Consider the following 21033-nt stretch of genomic DNA (forward strand, 5'->3'; position numbering starts at 1 on the left):
AAATTTTCAAACCTGAGGATAATTTTATTAAAAGGAGAGAATAGTGGTGCACAGTCTAATCGTTCTTGCAGCGGTAAGTGCGGCTATCTTATTGTTAGCCAAACAAGCATCTCTTGTCGTATGGGCTATCAGTTATGGTCTGTTTGCTTTATTAGTGACTAAATATGGCTCTCCAGGTGTCATTTCCCAAATTGTTTTGTGGACATTATTTGCTGTCTTCATACTGGGTTCTATTAAATCCCTGCGTAAAAGTTTATTAACACGTCGTATATTCGGCATAGTGAGTAAAGCAATGCCCGCGATGTCTTCTACAGAGCGAGAAGCATTGGAAGCTGGAACCGTGAGTTGGGAAGGTGATTTATTTAGCGGTGCCCCTGACTTCAACCGATTGCTAGCTACACCTGTTGTTAAATTAACTGCAGAAGAACAAGCATTTATTGATGGTCCTGTTAATGAACTCTGCCGCATGATCGATGACTGGGATATTACACATGTAAGAACGGATATGTCCCCTGATATGTGGCAATTCATCAAAGAAAAAGGTTTTTTGGGAATGATTATTCCTAAACAATATGGCGGTTTAGAGTTTTCAGCAACTGCGCAATTCTCCATTCTTGCAAAATTATATGGCCGTTCTGTTACCGTAGGTAGTACCGTTTCTGTACCAAATTCATTAGGTCCAGCCGAGTTATTATTAAAATACGGGACGAAAGAACAAAAAGAGTATTACCTGCCGCGATTGGCAGACGGAAGGGAAGTTCCCTGTTTTGCATTAACAGGCCCCAACGCTGGTTCAGATGCTGCTTCAATTCCGGATAAAGGAATTGTTTGTCGTCAAGAATTTAATGGCAAAGAAGTGTTAGGAATCCGTTTAACCTGGAATAAACGTTATATTACCCTTTGCCCAGTTGCAACGGTTATTGGCCTGGCATTCCGCTTGTTTGATCCTGAAAACCTGTTAGGTAAGGGAAATGATGTGGGGATTACTTGTGCATTAATCCCTGCAAATACGCCCGGTGTGATTAAAGGCCGCCGACATTTTCCACTTAATACCGGCTTTTTAAATGGTCCTACACAAGGAAAAGATGTTTTTGTTCCAATGGATTATTTGATTGGTGGTGCTGCGATGGCTGGTGCTGGTTGGCGTATGCTTATGGAATGTTTAAGCGCTGGCCGGGCTATTTCTTTGCCTTCGAGTGCGACAGGTGGATCGCAAGCTGCTGCTTTAGCGAGCGGCGCTTATGCGAGAGTTCGCAAGCAATTTAATACAGCCATTGCCAATTTTGAAGGTATTGAAGAGCCATTAGCCCGCATTGCTGGATATACCTATTTAATCGATGCTGGCCTTACTATGGCTGCTGCAGCGATTGATCAAGGGGCTAAACCTTCCGTAGCGGGTGCGATATTAAAATACCATACGACAGAAAAAGGACGCCAAGTAGCCCTTGATGCGATGGATATCCATGGCGGCAAAGGCATTTGTTTAGGGCCTAATAATTATCTTGGACGTGGCTATCAGAACCTACCCATTGGCATTACTGTGGAAGGGGCAAATATCCTGACACGAAGTCTTATTATCTTTGGTCAAGGGGCGGTTCGCTGTCACCCTTATGTCTTTAAGGAACTGGAAAGTGTTCGAAAAAATGATTTGCAAGCCTTTGATGAAGCATTTTGGGGACATGCTGCCTTTGTGTTAGCTAACCTAACCAAATCATTAATGTTTGCAGTCACTGACGCTCATTTTGTGTTTACGCCCAAAAGCAAAGTCAGGCGCTATTATCAATTGGTTTATCGCTACAGTACTAACTTGGCCTTTTTATCTGACTTTGCAATGGCAGTTCTCGGAGGAGAACTTAAACGAAAAGAGAGAATGTCTGCTCGTTTAGGCGATGTACTTAGTAATTTATATTTAGTTTCTGCTGTTTTAAAACGGTTTCATGATGATGGTGAACCAATCAATGATTTGCCTGTGGTGGATTGGTGCTGCCAGCAGTTATTGCATGATAGCGAAGTAGCCATTCATGACGTTATTTCTAATTTTCCTGCCCGTTGGGCACGCGTGGTGTTGAAGTTAATTTTACAACCCTTCGGCAGCCATCGTCATAAACCTGCGGATGGTTTGGATCATAAAGTGGCTCAGATCCTTACCGAACCTAATGAAACCAGATCACGTTTGACACGTTTTGTATTTAAAGAAGCTGTTCAAAATTGTCCATTAGGGCGTTTGGAAGAAACGTTTAATATGATTTGTACAGTTGAAGAAGTTGAGAAGAAAGTAAGTCGTGCGGTTAAAGATGGAAAACTCACCTCATTAACTTTATTAGAACAGATTGAGGAAGCAGAACAGAAGGGGCTGTTAGACACAAAAGAAGTCGCTCGCTTAAAAGCAGCTGAAATCAAACGACAAGAGATTATTGCGGTTGATGACTTCAGTGATGATGAATTACGAAGATCTACTGCTGATTCTTCATTAGTGAAAGGGGTTAAGAAAAAGGAAACCACCCTAAGTGAAGGTGATTTAACAGCAGAATTGATTTAATCTTATTATTCATTCAGATGGGTGATTTAATAAAATTACCCATCTGAGTTTTATTCGACAAGCATGGTCACAATTACCTTAACCAATCAAAACGCTAACTCTTCATATCGGGAAGCTACTGTGAATGTTGCTTCAAAGATATGCATAATTGATGGTGAAGAGAGAGATTTAAAAAGCTTACAAGATATTAATTTTCAGCATCCATTGTTGACTTATCCATCCTTGCAATCAAACTCTAATAGATATCATTACAGTTATGATAATATTGACGAGTTATTAAAGACAGCTAGATATATTTACGCTACCCTTCTTTGGGCAGAAAAGCCCCACGAGTGTCAGTTTGTAATTTCACCTTCGCATAAGTTTCTTTCATTAAAAAAAACTTATCAAATTCCTTTTTCTCTAGATTATAACAAACCTGCTAAAAGCTGGATTGACATACATCAAATGAATAATTTACTCAGTCATATATCAGGGTATCGTTTTCGGTATATCGATAATTTGATAATCGAGCAAACACTCTCGTTAAAGGATTTGCCGAGAAAGGTCAATGGAGATGTCCTTTTTGATTTTGATAAACAGACCTGCGCCTTTTTGTATAAAGCTGAACCTTTTGAAAAATGCGACTTACGTTACATTAATGAATTTATTGGTTTTGGTGTGTACGCCAGGGAAGCCATTCTACGTGGGGAGTTTGTTTGCTTCTATTATGGTGTAAAAACAAGCAACCCAGAAATAAAGCGTTATCATTTTAGTTCACGCTTTGATGTGCTAGGAATGGGAACAGATGCTAGCTCTTATAGTAACATTGCTCGATTTATAAATCATGCTCCAGCACGAACCAGAGTAAAGCAAGTTGAACCATCGCTGCTTTATGCCAATCTAGCTTATAGATGGTATCTACTGTATGGCATAGAGGTTGTCGGTTTTATTGCCTTAAAAAATATTGCAAAGGGAGAGCAATTACTCATTGATTATGGTCCTGGATATTTTGAGCCAACAGAGGAATGTCGATTTAATGTGGAAGGAAAATTTCTAGCTCCTAATGGCATGTTGTTAAGTGAAAAACACCACGAAAAATTAAACATGCTGCGAATCATGGCTAAACATGGCATTTCTCAAGCGGCATACCGTATACTAAAAAGGCCGCTAATAGCGCTTTCAATTGCGTTGGCAGTTTTTGTATTAATTTACTACATGTAATTTAAATAAGAGATCCTATTTAAGTTGGGCTTAAGCTTCCTCAAGGGCGTCATCTGGCATAGTGACATTAAGTTCAAGAACAGAACTATCGCCTAAACGTTCCAGATTGACACTCACCTGATCACGACTAACACGAATGTATTTTGCGATGACAGCCAAAATCTCTTCCTGAAGTTTAGGTAAATAGTCTGGTGTATTTCGTTGTGAACGTTCATGTGAAATAATAATCTGTAAGCGCTCTTTTGCTACTGAGGCTGTACTATTTCGTTTTCTTAAATAGCTAAATAGGCTCATGCTGGAATGTCCTCCTTGTTTTTACTGAACAAGCGACGAAGTAATCCTTTGCGTTCGGTATTTACAAAACGCATAGGGCGACTTTCTCCCAAGAAACGAGCAATAGCATCTTGATAGGCTAGGCCAGCATCACTCATTTCGTCAAGAACCACAGGGGTTCCAGTATTAGAAGCTTTTAGCACGGCTTTTGACTCAGGAATAACGCCAATTAGAGGTATTGCAAGAATTTCTTTAACGTCTTCAACAGATAGCATCTCTCCTTTTGCAACTCTTTCAGGGTCATAGCGGGTCAATAGTAGATGTTCCTTAACGGGTTCTTTATTCTCAACAGCCCTTTTTGTTTTGCTGGCCAGAATCCCTAAAATTCTGTCGGAATCGCGCACGGAGGAAACTTCTGGATTCGTTACAACGATAGCGTGATCAGCAAAATACATTGCCATTAAAGCCCCAGTTTCAATTCCTGCTGGTGAGTCACAAACAATGAACTCAAATTCATTGGATAAATCATTTAACACTTTCTCTACCCCAGCAAGTGTTAAAGCATCTTTATCGCGCGTTTGGGAAGCAGGCAAAATGCACAAATCAGGTAAACGTTTATCCTTAATAAGGGCTTGATTTAAATTAGCTTCCCCATTAATGACATGAACAAAATCATATACAACCCGGCGCTCACAACCCATAATAATATCAAGATTTCTGAGACCTATATCAAAATCAATAACAACAGTCTTATGGCCGCGCATGGCGAGTCCAGAAGAGATTGCTGCTGAAGTTGTGGTCTTGCCTACACCACCTTTACCTGATGTGACAACTATAATTTTAGCCAACGTTAAACCTTCCTGTAGTAAGTTACACTTTTTAGCTCAGTTTACACGTTATTGTTTATGCAATTCAAGCTTAAAGAAGATTAATTTATCCTTAAATTTCATTTGTTGTCTGCGTTTTATAAAAATGGGGTAATTTAAAGAATTGTGAGTTTTTTTTATAAATAAGAAAGAGAAATAATTTACAAAAATAGCTACCGGATTATGATGAACATAATCCGGTTTTGGTGTACATAATGACCTGAATTAAAATGATTAGTACCAGCCATTTGAGCCGCAGCAAGCAACGGTATAGCTACCACAGCCACCACAAGAACTTGTGCCACAGCAATTTGAAAATCCGCAGCTAGAAACTAGCGCTGAAGAGCCTACAATTAACAACAAAAATACTATTTTCTTCATGATAGCATCCTTGCATGGATAGGTTATTAATATTATACAATTAGTTCAAATATTAAATAATTAAAGTGATGATGCTTCATTGTGAAGCGTAGTAGCTGAAATTCATTTATTCAAGTTTTGGCTATAAAAATTAAAATTTAATCAATAGTTTTAAAAAGATAATTTAAGAAAAATAAAATAGGGATGATGATGAGGCCAGACTTCGTTTATTTTTTTAAGAAAAAACAAAGGGTATTTTAAATTTTATTTTTAGATGAAATTTTATCCTTTTACAGCATAGTCATGCATCCTTCTATACTAATAATTATAGGTTCGGAAAAAGAAAGGAATAGTCATGCAACCTCCGCTTTTAAATGCTGAAAAAATCGTTGATACAGCGCTTACCATTGCCAAGAAGAGTTCTTGGGAAAATTTACGATTATTTGATATTGCTCATACTCTTAATGTTAACTTAGCAGAGATTCAGCGTTATTTTCGTGAAAAAAACGAGCTGGTTAATGTTTTTTTTGACCGGGCTGACAGGGCAATGATTATGAAAGGAAGTGAGCCAGAAATTATGGCGCTTCCTACCCAGGAGCGTTTAGCCTTGTTACTAATCACCTGGTTTGAGTACATTCAACAGCATCGACAGGTAGCAAAAGAGATGATGTATGCTCAGCTTGAACCAGGCCATTTACATACGCATTTTTCATTGCTGCTTCGTATTAGTAGGACTGTACAATGGTGGCGTGAATCCGCACAACGCTCGGCGAGTTATTTGCATCGAGCGATAGAGGAAACTGGTTTAACAGCAATTTATGTGGCTTCGCTTTTCTATTGGCTGCGCGATGACTCAAAAGATGCGGCTGATACAAAGTGTTTTATTGAAAAAAAATTAACACGAGCAAATAAAATTGTGCATTTCTCTAAAAGATTTTGTAGCATCTGTTCATGCCGGGCTTAATCTTTAGAAAACACACAGGGTAAAATTATATTTTATTTAAATTGTAATCAACAAGGTGTCATCCTTCGTTTTGCTCGGGATGACGGTTATTTGTGCAAGATGGGGGTGTTAAATTAATTCAAAATGCTATGGTCTGCCTTGAGGAAATCACACAGATTCATTTGCCATTTTCTATAATCTTTGTATAATGTTCGGTTAATTTAATTTTCTAGGAGTGTGGTATGTTTTCTATCGTACAGCAAGCACTGACCTTTGATGATGTGTTGTTGATTCCTGCCCGCTCCACTGTGTTACCAAAAGATGTGTCTTTGAAAACCCGCTTGACACGTGAAATTGAATTAAATATCCCTTTGCTTTCTGCTGCGATGGATACAGTAACCGAAGCTCGGTTAGCCATCGCTATGGCGCAAGAAGGGGGCATAGGTATTATTCATAAAAATATGGGAATTGCTGTTCAGGCTGAAGAAGTTAGGAAAGTTAAAAAATTTGAAAGCGGTATGGTGAAAGATCCTGTGTCTGTTTCCCCCCATATTACTGTTAAAGAATTGCTGGATATAATGACCAAGTTTAACTTTTCTGGAATGCCTGTGATTGAGGGTGAACTTCTAGTTGGAATAGTGACCAGTCGAGATATTCGGTTTGAGACAAACCTGTCTTTGCCCGTTAGTGCAGTAATGACCCCAAAAGATCGGCTTGTTACGGTTAAAGAAGGTGCCAGCAGAGAAGAGGTCCGCAGTTTATTGCATAAACATCGCATTGAGAAATTGCTTGTTGTTAATGATGCATTCAATTTACGTGGTTTAATCACAGTCAAGGATATTCAAAAAGCCAAGGAAAACCCCTTTGCTTGCAAAGATAGTTCCGAACAGCTACGTGTAGGTGCTGCTGTTGGTGTTGGAGAGGGCACTGACGAACGAGTTGAAGCATTGGTTGATGCTGGCGTAGACGTTATTGTTGTAGACACAGCTCATGGTCACTCCCAGGGTGTACTCAATCGTGTTTCCTGGATCAAAAAGCATTTCCCCGATGTCCAGGTAATAGGTGGCAATATTGCAACCGCTGCGGCAGCGCTTGATTTGGTGGAAGCCGGTGTTGATGCGGTGAAAGTGGGAATCGGTCCAGGTTCTATTTGTACTACGCGAATTGTAACCGGGGTAGGTGTTCCTCAAATTACCGCTATCGCGAATGTTGCTGAAGGACTTAAAGGTCGAGCCCCTATAATTGCTGATGGTGGTATTCGTTTTTCTGGAGATGTTTGTAAGGCATTGGCAGCAGGGGCAGACACGGTAATGTTAGGTGGTTTGTTTGCGGGCACTGAAGAATCCCCGGGAGAAATAGAGCTTTACCAAGGAAGAACTTATAAAAGTTATCGTGGCATGGGCTCAATAGGCGCTATGTCACAGACACAAGGATCCAGTGATCGTTATTTCCAAGACGCAAGTCAGGGGAACGATAAATTAGTGCCGGAAGGCATTGAAGGGCGGGTACCTTATAAAGGGCCGGTACAAACCATTATTCATCAGTTAATGGGTGGCTTGCGTTCTTGTATGGGATATACAGGCTGCAAAACGATAGAGGTACTGCATGAGAATGCCAAATTTGTTCAGGTAACCAATGCTGGCATGCGTGAATCCCATGTCCATGATGTAAGTATTACTAAGCAAGCTCCCAATTATCAAATTGATGACAATTAATTATGACAACAATTAAACGAAAACCCCTTGTTATTCTCGATTTTGGTTCGCAATACACACAGCTAATTGCAAGAAGAGTAAGAGAGATGGGGGTTTATTGTGAAATTCATCCTTATAACCTTGATGTAGAACGACTTAAAACCATTAATCCATGTGGTGTGATCTTATCAGGAGGTCCTTCAACAGTCACCCTGGATATTAATCCCAGGGCGCCTGAATGGCTATTTTCCTCAGGAATTCCGTTATTAGGTATTTGTTATGGTATGCAAACCATGGCTGTCCAATTGGGCGGGCAAGTACAATCTTCTGACCTGCGTGAGTTTGGTTATGCGGAGCTACGTTTGCATGGGCATAGTGAATTGCTGGAGAATATTGAAGATCGAACCACCGAAGAGGGTACTGCACTACTGGATGTCTGGATGAGTCATGGGGATAAAGTAGCCCAGTTACCGCCTGATTTTGAAGTTATTTGTGAAACACGTAATGCCCCTATTGCTGGTATGGCCCATAAGTCCAAGCCATGGTATGGCTTGCAGTTTCATCCCGAAGTAACTCATACCCTGCAAGGCTTGCGTATTTTACAACGCTTTGTCATTGATATTTGTCACGCTGAAACCAATTGGACAGCCGATAACATTATTGACGAAGCTATCCATACCATTCGTCAACAAGTAGGTAATGAGCAAGTGGTATTGGGGCTTTCTGGCGGTGTGGATTCTTCCGTGGTTGCTGCTTTGTTACATAAAGCCATCGGAAAGCAATTAATTTGTGTATTCGTGGATACGGGACTATTACGGCTTAATGAAAAAGAACAAGTGATGACCATGTTTGGTGAACACATGGGAATAAAAATTATTGCTGTTGATGCTGAAGACAAATTTTTGAATGCTCTCAAAGGGGTAGATTGCCCTGAGAAAAAGCGCAAAATCATAGGCCATACGTTTATTGACATTTTTGATGAAGAAGCTCAGCGCTTGCCTAATGTCCGATGGCTAGCTCAAGGCACTATCTATCCTGATGTTATCGAGTCTGCTGCAACCCAAAATAATGGTGCCTCAATGGTTATTAAATCTCATCATAATGTAGGGGGGTTGCCTGAAACATTAAATTTGAAACTTCTGGAGCCTTTGCGTGAGTTATTTAAAGATGAGGTTCGAAAAATAGGGCTTGAATTGGGTTTACCCTATGAAATGGTTTATCGTCATCCATTCCCAGGACCTGGTTTGGGTGTCCGTATTTTAGGTGAAGTTAAGAAAGAATACGCCGAAATTTTACGCCAGGCAGATGCTATTTTTATCGAAGAATTAAAAGAAGGCGATCTTTATCACAAGGTTAGCCAGGCTTTTGCCGTTTTTTTACCCGTGAAAAGTGTAGGTGTAATGGGGGATGGAAGACGCTATGATTATGTCATTTGTCTTCGTGCTGTAGAAACAATCGATTTCATGACGGCACACTGGGCGCAATTGCCTTGGGATTTTCTAGGCAGTGTTTCTAACCGCATTATTAATGAAGTTTCTGGTGTATCTCGGGTAACCTATGACATTTCTGGCAAGCCTCCTGCGACAATCGAATGGGAATAAATGATTCATTTTGGATGGCTGAAGCTTATAGTCTCGCTTTAAAGGCTAAAGAGCAGGGTGAGGTTCCAGTTGGAGCGGTGTTAGTTGATCACAAGAATCAACTTCTAGGAAAGGGTTGGAATCAAGTATTGCAAACCAATGATCCCTGTGCGCATGCCGAACTTATTGCTATCCGTGATGCTGCCATGCAACTTCAAAATTATCGCTTATTAGATACCACACTTTATGTTACGCTAGAGCCTTGTGTAATGTGTGCAGGCGCCCTCGTACATGCTCGTATAAAGCGAGTGGTTTTCGCTACTCGAGATTTTAGAGCGGGTGCAGCAGGATCCGTATACAATTTACTGCAAGGTTACCCATTAAATCATCAAGTGATAATTGATGAAGGAATGATGCAGCATGATTGCGCTTGTTTATTGATTGACTTTTTCAAAGTGAAAAGAAGCTGACCTTATAATTGTGACCTATCTCGATAAAAATAGTCTTAGTTCATCAGAAGTAGAATATCTATTCAAATAGCAAATTTTTTTTAAACAGAACCAGTTGCACCGTTAAATCCGGATGAAGAGTAATATTCTGCTGATAAGTTTTTTTAGGTAATAGTTTTAATCAATCTCCACTTTGATTCCTGGAGTCACCATTTTGCTGAGTGTTATTGCATCCCAATTGGACAAACGAATACAGCCATGGCTGGCTGAACGCCCAATGGTATCTGGCTTATCTGTGCCATGTATTCCTATTCCTTTTTTATTCAAAGCTATCCAAACAACCCCCACAGGACTATTAGGGCCGGGCGGAAGCTGGTAATAATTGTCGCTGCGCCGCCCTTTTGTGAGCATTTTTTTATCATAACGAAACCAGGGAAGGTAGGTAATAGACATAAGCTTCCAGGTGCCTTTAGGTGCTGGTAAATGTTCTGAACCCGGTGTGATTGGGAAAACAGCCAAAAGTTGCCCATCTTCATAAAGTTTTAGCATCCGCTCTTTGGTGTTAATCTTAATGCTTCTATTGGAAAAATAGGCTTTTTTTTCAGCATCTTTGCCTTCTTTTATTATTTCAATACGAAAAGGCTCGATATTAGGTACTTTGAGCATATCTCCTGGTTTTAGTTTTCCAAGGTCTTTTTCTGGATTAATTTTGGCCAAAAAATCAGAATCCACATGGAAACGCTCAGCGACGAATTCAGCATACGAACGATAAGGTAACTTTTTCTTCTTTGATTGTTCTTTGGGAGTTTGGGGTACTTCACCGATAAAGTTTTTATCATCAGTTGTTATTTTATAATTTGTAAAGAGAGGCGATATATTTTTTAAAGATTGTTTAAGGGCTTGATCGGTGACATTAGGATTCGCATCTTTATAATACTTCAGGGCTTGCTGTGTAAATTTTCCTTGAATGCCGTCAATTTTTCCTGGACTGAAATGTTTTTGATCGAGATAAATTTGCAGTTGCAGGATATTTTCAGAGAAAGGCTTGTCTGCTGTTTCAGCCCATACATTAGCCATTAACCCTAATATAAGAAGAAGTAAAAAAACTCGCTTCATCGTATTCACTTAAATCATGTATTTCTTACTTAAGTTTAGTAGGTCTAAAATAGTTGTGTTTCAAAAAAATGCGTTGCCGCAACTAGTGGTGATTGGATTGTTCTTTTTAGAGATTTTCGGTAAATAGTTTACGTATTAATGCATGTTTTAATTGCTCCTTCTCTTCCTTACTCAAAGGATTTCCTATTTTTGTCGTGATAAAGAACATATCTTCCACGCGTTCCCCAAATGTAGCAATTTTCGCATTATGTAAATTGATATCTAGGGTTAAAAAAATACGGCTTATCGTAGCAAGTAACCCTGGTCTGTCGGTTGTAATTAAAAAGAGGCTGGTTTGATGAAGTTGATCGTCCTCACTAAAGCTTATTTGCGGTTTTAAATTAAAGTGAGCCTGAGTACGTGAAAGCCTGCGCCTTGTTGTCGTTGGTAATTCTTCGTTGTTGGTAAGTTGCTCTTTTAGCGCATTTTGAATGGTGATAATGCGTTCTTTGGCAAAAAAAGCCTGATGTTGTTCATTTAAAATAATATAGGTGTCCAAATCATAACCATTATTGCAGGTTAAAATAGTAGCTTCCTGAATAGTCGCATAATGATTGCTTAGTACAGTAGTAGTAATTGTGAAACGCTCATCACGGTGTGGCATATAAATAAAAACTTCAGTGCCGCCCTGGCTGTGATGAGGCATAATTAACACTAAAGGATATTCTTTAGTGTTGATTATAGCTTTAGTATGTCTGGCAATCACATCAGCGGGTTCATGCAAGAAATATTTATCTTTAAAATGAAACCACAAGCTCTCGATGGTCTCTTGATGGAAACCATCTTTAAATAAAAGCTTCATCGCTTGTTCTTTGCGAGCCTTAATCATCGCTGCTTCATCCAGTAAATTTTTTTCCTGCATGGCAAATTGAGCTGCTCGATAAAGTTCTTTTAGCAGAGAGTCTCTCCAAGTATTCCAGAGTTTTTGATTGGTAGCGCAAACGTCAGCCACGGTTAGTAAATAAAGATAATCTAAGTATTCTGTTTGAGGAAGTTGACTGCAGAAGGTTTGAACGGTTTTAGGGTCATAAATGTCTTGACGCTGTGCAGTTTGTGACATTAGCAAATGATTTCGAACTAACCATACCAATAAACTGCGTTCGGCCTCACTTAAATCATGACGACAAGCAAACTGATGGGCTTCTTCAGCCCCTAATTCTGAATGATCACCGCCCCGACCTTTGGCAATATCATGAAAAAGGGCTGCGAGGTATAGAATCTCACGTTGTTTTATCGCGGGCATTAATTGAGCTGCTAATGGGAACTGGCCAGCATATTCTGCTTTTAAAAACCGGGTGAGATTACGAATAACAAAAAGCGTATGTTGATCCACGGTATAGACATGAAATAAATCATACTGCATTTGTCCTGTGACTGCTGCAAAGCTATCCAGGTAATAGCCGAGAATTCCATATCGATTCATATGTTGGAGTGTTGCAAAGGGATCTTCAGCCGTTTTAAAAATGGCAAGAAAACAGGTTGTCGCTGCTTGAGATTTACGAATTTTATGACTAAATAAATGCAAATTTTCCCGAATTAAGCGAATAGTGCTTGCACGAACGCCCACAATATCAGGGCGTTTAGCCATCCATAAAAATAATTCCAGTAAAGCCAATGGCCTTTGCCTGAATACTTGAGGGTGCTTTACTTCAATATAATCATTGGCGAGCTGAAAATTAGCATCTAGGGGTGTTATCTGTTGTTTTTCATGATAAATAATAGCTTCAGCAAACCATTGTAATAACATTTCGTTTAGTTCACGAAGCCGTTTGATTATTTTAAAATAGGTTTTCATGAACTGTTCGATAGCTAGCCCATGTGGTTTATCTGTAAAACCAAATAAACTGGCCAATTTGGTTTGATAATCAAATAATAAACGCTCTTCTTGCTTTCCCGCGAGCATATGTAACGCAAAACGAACTTTCCAAAGAAAGTGTTGACAAGCGATAAGCTCCTCATATTCCTTGTCAGTAATAAAACCACTACCAATAACTTCAGCAAATTTACTAACACCAAAATGGCGTTTGCAAATGTTTAATAAAATATGGATATCCCTTAAACCTCCTGGGCCATTTTTTACATTAGGCTCAAGATTGTACGCTGTATCCCCGTATTTGGTGTAGCGTTGAATTTGTTCTTGTTTTTTAGCAAAAAAATAGCGATCGCTAGGCCACATATGCAGAGGATGTGTTTTATAAAGTAATTCTTCCATCAAATTACTGTAACCACCAATTAAATGTATGTCTAAGATACTAGAAATGACACTTAAATCATTACTGGCAAGCTCTGCACAAGCTTCTACTGTGGTAATTTGATGGCTTACATCTAATCCTATGTCCCAGCAAGATTGGATAAAGGCCTGGGCCCGCTGGGAGTGTACTTTTGAAATATCTTCAGAATGTAATAACAGTAAATCGATGTCTGAATGTAACTGTAATTCGCGCCTTCCATAACCTCCCAAAGCCAGGAGACAAAATTTATTATCCTTATCCAATTGGTTTTGATGAAATAAAGTCAATAATACCTCATCAATGAAAACGACCAATTTATTGGTAAGGGCGGTAATATTTTTTTTTTGGTAAAATTCTTTACACAGTTCTTCCTTGAACTGTTTAATTGATTTTTTTAGGGCAAGGTTAGCGTTCTTCATTGCGCAAGGTTAAAATTTCAACCCCATCTTCAGTGACGAGCAAGGTATGCTCCCATTGTGCTGAAAGACTATGATCTTTAGTAACTACAGTCCAGTGATCCGGCAACAAGCGGGTATGATGTTTGCCAATATTGATCATTGGCTCAATTGTAAATGTCATCCCTGGTCTTAACATTTCACCCGTCCCGGGAATACCATAATGTAAAACTTGAGGATCTTCATGGAAAATGCGGCCAATGCCATGACCACAATAGTCCCGTACCACGGAGCAGCGATTTTTTTCGGCATGCTGCTGTATCGCATGACCTATGTCGCCCAAGCGTACTCCAGGTTTTACCATATTAATGCCAATAAAAAGACATTCATGGGCAATATTGACCACATGCTTTGCTTTAATTGAAGGATTACCAACATAAAACATCTTGCTGGTATCCCCGTGATAGCCTTCTTTAATAACCGTAACATCAATGTTAATGATATCACCATCTTTCAAAGCTTTTTTACTTGGAATACCATGACACACTACATGATTAATTGATGTGCAAATAGATTTAGGAAAGCCATTATAGTTTAAAGGAGCAGGGATAGCATGCTGTTCATTAACAATATAATTGTGACAAATTGTATTGAGTTCGTCGGTAGTGATACCCTCTTTTACATAGGGGCCTATCATTTCCAGAACCTCAGCAGCAAGTTTGCCTGCCACACGCATCTTTTCAATTTCTTCAGGGGTTTTTATTGTGACTGCCATGTTTTAATCCACAAAGTATAAATAGTAGCACAAGAATCTTTTCATCCAATATTATGACTGGATTCTATTAATTATAAAAGAAAATTAAATTCTTTGAGTATACTGCAGGGGTGTGAGGGCTATGGGGCCGTAACCTGGGTTTAGCGAAGCGAAACCCAGGTTACGTTATGACTGATTACAATGTCTTAGCATTTATGATTCATGCGTTTTTCTTCCCATTGTTTCATCATTTGCTTGAATTGTGATTTTTGATCCGCATTAAGAACACTGTAAATTTGTTGTTTAGCGGTAATTTTGGCTTTCATCATTTGGCCTAACAGTTCTTTTTTCTGGTTAATCAAGCTATCTAACTTGGAATTATCCATCGAGTCTGCTGTAACCAAGTCATGAATTTGAGAACGGATGGATTTCATTTGTTCCCAATTTGATTGTTGGCTTTGTTTCAGTTGATCTTTGATAGTTTTAATTTTTGCTTGCTGTGAAGCATCCAGATTCAAAGAGTCCATCATTTCTTGCATGCGCTTGCTAGGACATGGACACGCTCCCTTATCTGAAGCCATGGAAGAAGTAGTAGAAGTGGTTTGAGTTGAAGTAGAATCATCATTTGCAGCAGCAGCAAAAGCAGTTTGTCCTAAAGCAAATGATAAAACGATTGCGACTAGCGATATTTTTTTCATTTTACTATCCTTAGTTAAAAGTTATTATTTTAAACTTCCTCAGCAACGATTATAGACACTGATTTTTATTTTTTCCTCAAATCAGAGACATTAATAATAAGAAAAAATAAATTAAAGTCAATGAAGTTGATGATTATGCTGGATTATGGTATAAATACGGCGCTTTTTAACGACACACACGTTTCGTCACATGCGGTGGGGTCCCAATAGGGTACCGTATGGGAAGCGTGGAGGCTTAACCCTGGAGAAATATATATGAATGTTAGTATGCGTGAACTGTTGGAAGCGGGGGCTCACTTTGGCCATAGAACCCGTTTTTGGAATCCAAAGATGGCACCTTATATTTTTGGTTCTAGAAATAAAATCCACATTATCAATCTGGAAAAAACGTTACCAATGCTAAATGATGTAGTTAACTATGTCGGTCGTTTAGCATCTAACAAGGCAAAAATTCTATTCGTAGGTACCAAACGAGCAGCACAAGATAGCATTCGTGAGCATGCCAAGCGTTGTGGTATGCCTTATGTTGATCATCGCTGGTTAGGCGGTATGCTGACAAACTGGAAAACAGTACGTCAATCTATTTTCCGTCTTAAAGAATTAAAAGAAATGCGTGAAAAAGGCGCATTTAGCATGATGATTAAGAAAGAAGCATTAATGCTCACCCGCGAATTAGAAAAACTGGAGCGCGGATTGGGTGGTATTGAAGATATGGGTGGTCTACCTGATGCTCTTTTTGTAGTCGATGTAGGATTTGAGCACATTGCAGTTGAGGAAGCTCGCCGCTTGAAAATCCCTGTTATTGGGATCGTTGATACGAATAATAGTCCTGATAACATTGATTATGTTATTCCAGGCAATGATGATTCTATGCGTGCAGTAGATATTTATGTTCGCTGTATTGCAGATGCTATTCTTGACGCCAAACAAGGTAATACTGTAGGTGGTGTCGCATCAGACGCTGAATTCGTTGAAGTTCCTGCAAATAATAAAGAAGTAGAAAAAACTGCAGATGAATAATTAACTTTTAAAGAGGAGGGGGGCGTTGATTCATTAACGTACCCCCTTTTTGCTATGTGGAGGGTGGAATATGTCAATTAGTGCTTCATTAGTCATGCAATTAAGAGAGCGTACTGGTGCGGGAATGATGGAATGTAAAAAATTCCTGATCGCCACTAATGGTGATATCGAGCAGGCAATTATTGAAATGCGTAAAGCTGGTCAAGCTAAAGCAGACAAGAAAGCCGATCGTGTTGCAGCGGAAGGTGTTATTGTTATTGCTCGTTCTGCGGATGGACGTGCAGCAGTGATGCTTGAAATTAATAGTGAAACTGATTTCGTTGCCCGCGATGAGAATTTCACTAACTTTGCATCTAAAGTTAGTGAAACAGCATTGGCTTCTTCAGCTGCCAATATTGATGCGTTATCCAACGAAACGATGTCGGGAAGTAATGTCACTGTCGAGCAGGCAAGACAAGAGCTTGTTGCCAAAATTGGCGAAAATATTAAATTGCGTCGTATTGAAAGAATGTCTTCTGAGGGTGTAATTGGCCATTATTTGCATGGTAGCCGCATAGGTGTTCTCGTGAATATGAAAAATGGCGATGAATCGCTTGCAAAAGATATCGCTATGCATATTGCTGCTAGTCGTCCCATGGTTGTTAATCGTGATCAAGTTTCTGCAGAAGCGATTGAAAATGAGCGAGAAATCTTTACAGCCCAAGCTCGTGAAAGCGGTAAACCACAGGAAATCATCGATAAAATGATCGAAGGTCGTATCAACAAATTTGTCGATGAAGTTAGCCTTCTGGGACAGCCTTACGTTAAAGATCCTAACAAAAAAGTGGGTCAATTGTTAAAGGAAAAGAATGCTGAAGTCGTTTCTTTTACACGCTTTGAAGTAGGTGAAGGCATTGAAAAGAAAGAGGACAATTTCGTCGAAGAAGTAATGGCTCAGGTTCGTGATTAATGATGAATTCCAGTCACTCGCAATTAAAATATAAGCGTATTTTGCTAAAATACAGCGGTGAAGCATTGATGGGTAAAGTACAATTTGGTATTGACCCATCAATTCTTGACCGCATGGCTACAGACGTTGCCGAATTAATTCGTATGGAAGTTGAGGTCGGTATAGTCATTGGCGGCGGTAATTTATTTCGAGGCAAGGCGTTGTCGGAAGCTGGTCTTGGTCGTGTAACGGGTGATCACATGGGCATGCTTGCCACTGTAATGAATGCGCTGGCTCTGCGTGATGCCTTGGAGCGTATTGATTTACCTGCGCGCATCATGTCTGCAATTCCCATATTGGGGATTGTAGACCCTTATCATCGACGTAAGGCGATTACCCATTTACGTAATGGTCACGTCGTCATCTTTGCAGCGGGTACAGGCAATCCATTTTTTACTACTGATTCTGCAGCCTGCTTAAGAGCAATCGAAGTGGGTGCGGATGTTGTATTAAAAGCAACGAAGGTTGATGGCATTTATTCAGCAGATCCTTTTAAAAATCCTGACGCTGTTCGTTATGATTATTTAACTTACAAACAAGTGTTGCGAGAGGGATTAGAAGTAATGGATTCAACAGCCATTTGTTTATGCCAGGATCACGGGATGCCGCTGCAGGTATTTGATATGGCAGCTCCAAATGCGCTGAAGAGAATTGTTCTAGGTGAACGGGTTGGAACCATAGTAGGAGCAAACCATGATCAATGATATTAAGCAGGACGCTGAAAAGCGTATGAAAAAAACAGTTGAAACACTACAACATGATTTAACTAAAATCCGCACTGGCCGTGCTAATCCTAGTCTCTTGGACCATGTTCAGGTTGATTATTATGGCAATCCTACACCATTGAACCAAGTGGCCAATATCACTGTTAGTGATTCGCGTACTTTACTGGTGACCCCATGGGAAAAATCAATCGTCGCTGCTGTAGAAAAAGCAATCTTAACCTCAGATTTAGGATTAAACCCTGCAACTGCTGGAAACGCTATTCGTGTTCCTATGCCAGCCTTAACTGAAGAACGTCGTAAAGAAATGATTCGTGTGGTACGAGGTGAGGGTGAACAGGGTCGTGTTGCCATTCGTAATATTCGTCGTGATGCCAACAATCATCTTAAAGAGATGGTTAAAGCTAAAGAAATCTCGGAAGATGACGAGCGTCGTGCAAATGAACTCATTCAAAAGCTAACCGATAAATACATCGCGGACGTTGATGCATTATTGGTAGAGAAAGAGAAAGATTTAATGGAAATTTAACTGCTGTTTTGCACCCTGCGGCTTGTACGCGGAGGAAGAAATGCTGTCCAAAAACATGTAACCGTGGGACAAGCAGCGGGATGTAAGGCAGAGATATGATCAAGAGACAGACTTTGTACACAGTGGTCCAATGTTTCAATGGGATTGAATCGAGATCATTAGAACAAAAAGATCTGCCGTAACCCACTCTCACTTCTTAGGTGATGCTGAAGGGAAGAAGGCTAATTGTTGCTGAAGGCTGGCTATCTTGAGGAACCCACAGCCAAAGTTTGCACCGAATAGGGTCAATCATCTGGAGCCGGGTATACCCTCACCAGGTAATCTACCTCCTGGGGTAAATCTTCCACCGCTTACATCGGTCAACTTATTGGGTGAAATTTTTTTTTCATTTCTCTCTTTTTTTGCACTTTTTTGCTTAGAAGGTTTTCGCATAAAAATTCTTCGAATAAAACGAGGTGGTATTTTCACCATAGCATTTGATTGAATATTGTTCAAATGGATAAATAATCATCCTGATGTTGGAAAAACTTTTCAATCTTTTAATTCTGCGATACATCCCCATTTTTCATCCCAAAAAAGACGTTTTAGCGTCTTGTTTTGTCTAAGTTTCTCTGTTAGGTAGTTGACTGAATTCTGCTTGGTGGCAAAGATAATAATATTTGCAGATTTTTTAACTGAAATTGCCAGCGTGGCATTTTGAAAGTTTTTTCGAAGCAATTGAAATATAGGCCATTGCTCGTTGCGATTTGCGAGATTAACCGCAAGGATGCCATCTGATGTTAATATTCGCCTACAATGGCTGAAAAATTCCTCAGAATTACATTGTTCAGGAAAAACCTCATCCGTAAAAAGATCTACTAGGATATGCTGAAACTTTCTATCTGTCTGCATCGCAAATACCTGGGCATCCTGGTGAACAACTTCCAAATGTTCAAGTTTATCAAGGAAAAAAAATTGTTTTGCAATGTCAATGACTTCACTATCATATTCCACAACAGTGAGTTTAATCTTATTAAAAGGAGAAAGAGCATGAGCGACGCCCGCACCGCCAAGCCCAAACATACAACAACTGCCCGGATTCAGCCGGACAAATAAAGTAAGGGGGTTCACATAATAAAGAGCGGGACGATGTGGAAAATAGCGGTTCAGAAGTGTTTGCAGGGCGGTGCCTTTGAATCTTAGCCACCGGAACAATAAATTTTCGTAAACATAAATGCCTTTCGTTGACTTGTGAATACAGTTTCCCCAAAAAGTTTTCCACATCAGCGGTTTGTCTCACGTTGGAAAGGATAAATAGAGCCTAAGGTCAGAATACGGGTTAACTCATCCAGCGCAGTTAAGCTTTCATTTACCAGCGAGGGGTCTGCTAAATCATTCGCATGTAACTGGGAGCGGTAATGGCGTTTAACCCAAGCCTCCAATTCATTTAGCAACTTTTCATTGATTAAAATAGCTTGATGCATGGCTTGTAGCTCGTTTTCATTTAAAGGAACACGTAAACGAAGGCAAGCGGGACCACCTCCATTGCGCATACTTTGTTTTAAATCTAGAAAATGTACGTCAACAATAGGATTGGAATTATCTGCAATAAGCTCATCAATCACCGTTTTGGCACGTTCATTAATTTGACACTCAATGGGGGCAATTAATGCCATCCGAGTTTGTGTGGTACTTGAGTCTGGTAACGTTATAAGTTGCGAATTAAAAAGATAGGTGTTCACTGCTTCTGTTACGGTGAGTTGTTCACGCTTGATTTCTATGATGGTTACAGGGAAATCAGTTTTTCTCTGGATTTCCTGAAAAATCGTGGCTTGTTGCAGCCAGGCTTCCTCATGAACTAATAAAACTGATTCATTGACAACCCCAATGACATCATTGTGAAATACGCCCTGATCAATTGCTGTGGGATTTTGACAGGCAAAAATAACTCGTTGAGGATCTAATTGATGGGCTCTAACAACTGCCTGTGAAGCTTCTAGGGTATGCCTTGCGGGATATTTCTCTGGTTCCTGGCTAGTCATTGTGGTGGTTAGTCCTTTCTTTCCATAAACAAAGAGATTAACTCCAGGACTACTATGGTTTTTGCACAGTCGATTATGGTTGGCTGCACCTTCATCCCCTGTAGTAGTGCTTTTAGGCAACAACGGATGATGCTGGAAATAACGGTCATTTGAAAACAGGTATTTTAATAAGTAATGTGAAAAATCAGCTTCTTGATGACGATGCAAATTACTAATTAAATTGGCCGCAGTAAAATGAACACGTCTGTCATCCGTATCTAGGCTTGCAGAAACCGTTGCGGCGTTTGCCGTCCACATGTTGGAGGCAGAATAACAGGCACTGAGCAGCTCAGGAGCATTTTGATGCGCTTTTGCAATTTGTTGAGCGGCGCTGCCATTAAAACCCAGTTGATAAAGTAAATGCAGATTAGGGCGCTGGTGAGGTGGCAACACTGCTTGTTTTAATCCTAAGCCATGTAATAATCGCATTTTGGCAAGCCCTTGAAGTGCGGCAACCTGTGGATTGGATAGACTTAAAGCATTGTTGGTTGATGCTAGATTACCTGCTGCCAAACCGGCGTAATGGTGGGTTGGTCCTACCAATCCATCCATATTTAATTCAAAAACAGCCATA

The 21033-nt window shown here is 39.9% G+C and carries 20 protein-coding genes; 10 read left to right on the plus strand and 10 right to left on the minus strand.

Annotated features, from left to right (window positions below):
- The first annotated feature begins 43 nt into the window (after window positions 1-43).
- Entirely contained in the window at window positions 44-2539 is a 2496-nt protein-coding gene (locus Ljam_RS11540) for an acyl-CoA dehydrogenase (RefSeq protein ID WP_058450166.1), read from the plus strand.
- Between the two features lie 120 nt (window positions 2540-2659).
- Window positions 2660-3742, plus strand: coding sequence for an SET domain-containing protein-lysine N-methyltransferase (locus tag Ljam_RS11545; RefSeq protein ID WP_058450167.1), 1083 nt, complete (start codon window positions 2660-2662; stop codon window positions 3740-3742).
- A gap of 30 nt (window positions 3743-3772) precedes the next feature.
- On the opposite strand, the gene minE is transcribed toward Ljam_RS11545, so the two are convergent.
- The 3 genes from minE to Ljam_RS15240 form a co-directional block, all read right to left on the minus strand.
- The gene (gene minE, locus Ljam_RS11550; protein WP_058450168.1) at window positions 3773-4036 is read right to left on the minus strand and encodes a cell division topological specificity factor MinE; all 264 of its coding nucleotides are present in this window, start codon (window positions 4034-4036) and stop codon (window positions 3773-3775) included.
- On the minus strand, window positions 4033-4863 hold the full coding sequence (gene minD, locus Ljam_RS11555) for a septum site-determining protein MinD (protein WP_058450169.1): 831 nt from the start codon (window positions 4861-4863) through the stop codon (window positions 4033-4035). Before minD ends, minE begins: the two co-directional genes overlap by 4 nt.
- A 252-nt stretch (window positions 4864-5115) precedes the next feature.
- Window positions 5116-5262 carry a hypothetical protein gene (locus tag Ljam_RS15240; RefSeq protein WP_156411929.1) on the minus strand — a complete coding sequence of 49 codons (147 nt, stop codon included), beginning with the start codon at window positions 5260-5262 and terminating at the stop codon, window positions 5116-5118.
- 334 nt (window positions 5263-5596) lie between these two features.
- Here Ljam_RS15240 and Ljam_RS11560 point away from each other — a divergent pair, with 334 nt between their 5' ends.
- The 4 genes from Ljam_RS11560 (at window position 5597) to tadA (ending at window position 9928) form a co-directional block, all read left to right on the plus strand.
- On the plus strand, window positions 5597-6205 hold the full coding sequence (locus Ljam_RS11560; RefSeq protein ID WP_058450170.1) for a ubiquinone biosynthesis protein COQ9: 609 nt from the start codon (window positions 5597-5599) through the stop codon (window positions 6203-6205).
- Window positions 6206-6426: 221 nt separating this feature from the next.
- Window positions 6427-7899 carry an IMP dehydrogenase gene (guaB, locus tag Ljam_RS11565; RefSeq protein WP_058450171.1) on the plus strand — a complete coding sequence of 491 codons (1473 nt, stop codon included), beginning with the start codon at window positions 6427-6429 and terminating at the stop codon, window positions 7897-7899.
- 2 nt (window positions 7900-7901) lie between these two features.
- On the plus strand, window positions 7902-9479 hold the full coding sequence (gene guaA / locus Ljam_RS11570; protein ID WP_058450172.1) for a glutamine-hydrolyzing GMP synthase: 1578 nt from the start codon (window positions 7902-7904) through the stop codon (window positions 9477-9479).
- Entirely contained in the window at window positions 9476-9928 is a 453-nt protein-coding gene (gene tadA, locus Ljam_RS11575) for a tRNA adenosine(34) deaminase TadA (RefSeq protein WP_058450811.1), read from the plus strand. The genes guaA and tadA overlap by 4 nt, the downstream gene beginning before the upstream one ends.
- 156 nt (window positions 9929-10084) lie before the next feature.
- On the opposite strand, the gene Ljam_RS11580 is transcribed toward tadA, so the two are convergent.
- From Ljam_RS11580 to Ljam_RS11595, 4 genes are all read right to left on the minus strand, one after another.
- A complete protein-coding gene (locus Ljam_RS11580) occupies window positions 10085-11023 on the minus strand; it encodes a L,D-transpeptidase family protein (RefSeq protein ID WP_058450173.1) in 939 nt (312 codons plus the stop codon).
- Between the two features lie 106 nt (window positions 11024-11129).
- Window positions 11130-13712: a [protein-PII] uridylyltransferase gene (gene glnD, locus Ljam_RS11585; protein WP_058450174.1), complete on the minus strand. Its 2583-nt coding sequence runs from the start codon at window positions 13710-13712 to the stop codon at window positions 11130-11132.
- Window positions 13699-14463 carry a type I methionyl aminopeptidase gene (map, locus tag Ljam_RS11590; protein WP_058450175.1) on the minus strand — a complete coding sequence of 255 codons (765 nt, stop codon included), beginning with the start codon at window positions 14461-14463 and terminating at the stop codon, window positions 13699-13701. Before map ends, glnD begins: the two co-directional genes overlap by 14 nt.
- Window positions 14464-14648: 185 nt before the next feature.
- Complete coding sequence (locus Ljam_RS11595; RefSeq protein ID WP_058450176.1) at window positions 14649-15140, minus strand: Spy/CpxP family protein refolding chaperone; 492 nt, start codon at window positions 15138-15140, stop codon at window positions 14649-14651.
- A gap of 255 nt (window positions 15141-15395) precedes the next feature.
- Between Ljam_RS11595 and rpsB the strand changes: the two genes are divergently transcribed.
- The 4 genes from rpsB to frr all read left to right on the plus strand — a co-directional run bounded on the left by rpsB (window position 15396) and on the right by frr (window position 18399).
- Complete coding sequence (gene rpsB / locus Ljam_RS11600; RefSeq protein ID WP_058450177.1) at window positions 15396-16160, plus strand: 30S ribosomal protein S2; 765 nt, start codon at window positions 15396-15398, stop codon at window positions 16158-16160.
- A 70-nt stretch (window positions 16161-16230) separates the two neighbouring features.
- Window positions 16231-17109 (plus strand): translation elongation factor Ts, encoded by an 879-nt coding sequence (gene tsf / locus Ljam_RS11605; protein WP_058450178.1) that lies wholly within the window; start codon window positions 16231-16233, stop codon window positions 17107-17109.
- On the plus strand, window positions 17109-17852 hold the full coding sequence (pyrH, locus tag Ljam_RS11610; RefSeq protein ID WP_058450179.1) for a UMP kinase: 744 nt from the start codon (window positions 17109-17111) through the stop codon (window positions 17850-17852). Before tsf ends, pyrH begins: the two co-directional genes overlap by 1 nt.
- Complete coding sequence (gene frr / locus Ljam_RS11615) at window positions 17842-18399, plus strand: ribosome recycling factor (RefSeq protein ID WP_058450180.1); 558 nt, start codon at window positions 17842-17844, stop codon at window positions 18397-18399. Before pyrH ends, frr begins: the two co-directional genes overlap by 11 nt.
- Before the next feature lie 288 nt (window positions 18400-18687).
- On the opposite strand, the gene Ljam_RS15245 is transcribed toward frr, so the two are convergent.
- The 3 genes from Ljam_RS15245 to astB form a co-directional block, all read right to left on the minus strand.
- Entirely contained in the window at window positions 18688-18831 is a 144-nt protein-coding gene (locus tag Ljam_RS15245; RefSeq protein WP_156411930.1) for a hypothetical protein, read from the minus strand.
- 99 nt (window positions 18832-18930) lie between these two features.
- Window positions 18931-19662, minus strand: coding sequence for a spermidine synthase (locus tag Ljam_RS11620; protein WP_058450181.1), 732 nt, complete (start codon window positions 19660-19662; stop codon window positions 18931-18933).
- Window positions 19662-21032 (minus strand): N-succinylarginine dihydrolase, encoded by a 1371-nt coding sequence (gene astB / locus Ljam_RS11625; protein ID WP_058450182.1) that lies wholly within the window; start codon window positions 21030-21032, stop codon window positions 19662-19664. Before astB ends, Ljam_RS11620 begins: the two co-directional genes overlap by 1 nt.
- Window position 21033 lies beyond the last annotated feature (1 nt).

Origin of the sequence: Legionella jamestowniensis (genome assembly GCF_001467745.1) — a bacterium.
GTDB lineage: Bacteria > Pseudomonadota > Gammaproteobacteria > Legionellales > Legionellaceae > Tatlockia > Tatlockia jamestowniensis.

What these genes read in the sequence shown, in the direction of transcription:
- minE (WP_058450168.1), bottom strand. Translation starts at nt 4,036, where the DNA reads ATGAGCCTATTTAGCTATTTAAGAAAACGAAATAGTACAGCCTCAGTA.
- Ljam_RS15240 (WP_156411929.1), bottom strand. Translation starts at nt 5,262, where the DNA reads ATGAAGAAAATAGTATTTTTGTTGTTAATTGTAGGCTCTTCAGCGCTA.
- Ljam_RS11560 (WP_058450170.1), top strand. Translation starts at nt 5,597, where the DNA reads ATGCAACCTCCGCTTTTAAATGCTGAAAAAATCGTTGATACAGCGCTT.
- guaB (WP_058450171.1), top strand. Translation starts at nt 6,427, where the DNA reads ATGTTTTCTATCGTACAGCAAGCACTGACCTTTGATGATGTGTTGTTG.
- guaA (WP_058450172.1), top strand. Translation starts at nt 7,902, where the DNA reads ATGACAACAATTAAACGAAAACCCCTTGTTATTCTCGATTTTGGTTCG.
- Ljam_RS11580 (WP_058450173.1), bottom strand. Translation starts at nt 11,023, where the DNA reads ATGAAGCGAGTTTTTTTACTTCTTCTTATATTAGGGTTAATGGCTAAT.
- glnD (WP_058450174.1), bottom strand. Translation starts at nt 13,712, where the DNA reads ATGAAGAACGCTAACCTTGCCCTAAAAAAATCAATTAAACAGTTCAAG.
- map (WP_058450175.1), bottom strand. Translation starts at nt 14,463, where the DNA reads ATGGCAGTCACAATAAAAACCCCTGAAGAAATTGAAAAGATGCGTGTG.
- Ljam_RS11595 (WP_058450176.1), bottom strand. Translation starts at nt 15,140, where the DNA reads ATGAAAAAAATATCGCTAGTCGCAATCGTTTTATCATTTGCTTTAGGA.
- rpsB (WP_058450177.1), top strand. Translation starts at nt 15,396, where the DNA reads ATGAATGTTAGTATGCGTGAACTGTTGGAAGCGGGGGCTCACTTTGGC.
- tsf (WP_058450178.1), top strand. Translation starts at nt 16,231, where the DNA reads ATGTCAATTAGTGCTTCATTAGTCATGCAATTAAGAGAGCGTACTGGT.
- pyrH (WP_058450179.1), top strand. Translation starts at nt 17,109, where the DNA reads ATGATGAATTCCAGTCACTCGCAATTAAAATATAAGCGTATTTTGCTA.
- frr (WP_058450180.1), top strand. Translation starts at nt 17,842, where the DNA reads ATGATCAATGATATTAAGCAGGACGCTGAAAAGCGTATGAAAAAAACA.
- Ljam_RS15245 (WP_156411930.1), bottom strand. Translation starts at nt 18,831, where the DNA reads ATGCGAAAACCTTCTAAGCAAAAAAGTGCAAAAAAAGAGAGAAATGAA.
- Ljam_RS11620 (WP_058450181.1), bottom strand. Translation starts at nt 19,662, where the DNA reads ATGTGGAAAACTTTTTGGGGAAACTGTATTCACAAGTCAACGAAAGGC.
- astB (WP_058450182.1), bottom strand. Translation starts at nt 21,032, where the DNA reads ATGGCTGTTTTTGAATTAAATATGGATGGATTGGTAGGACCAACCCAC.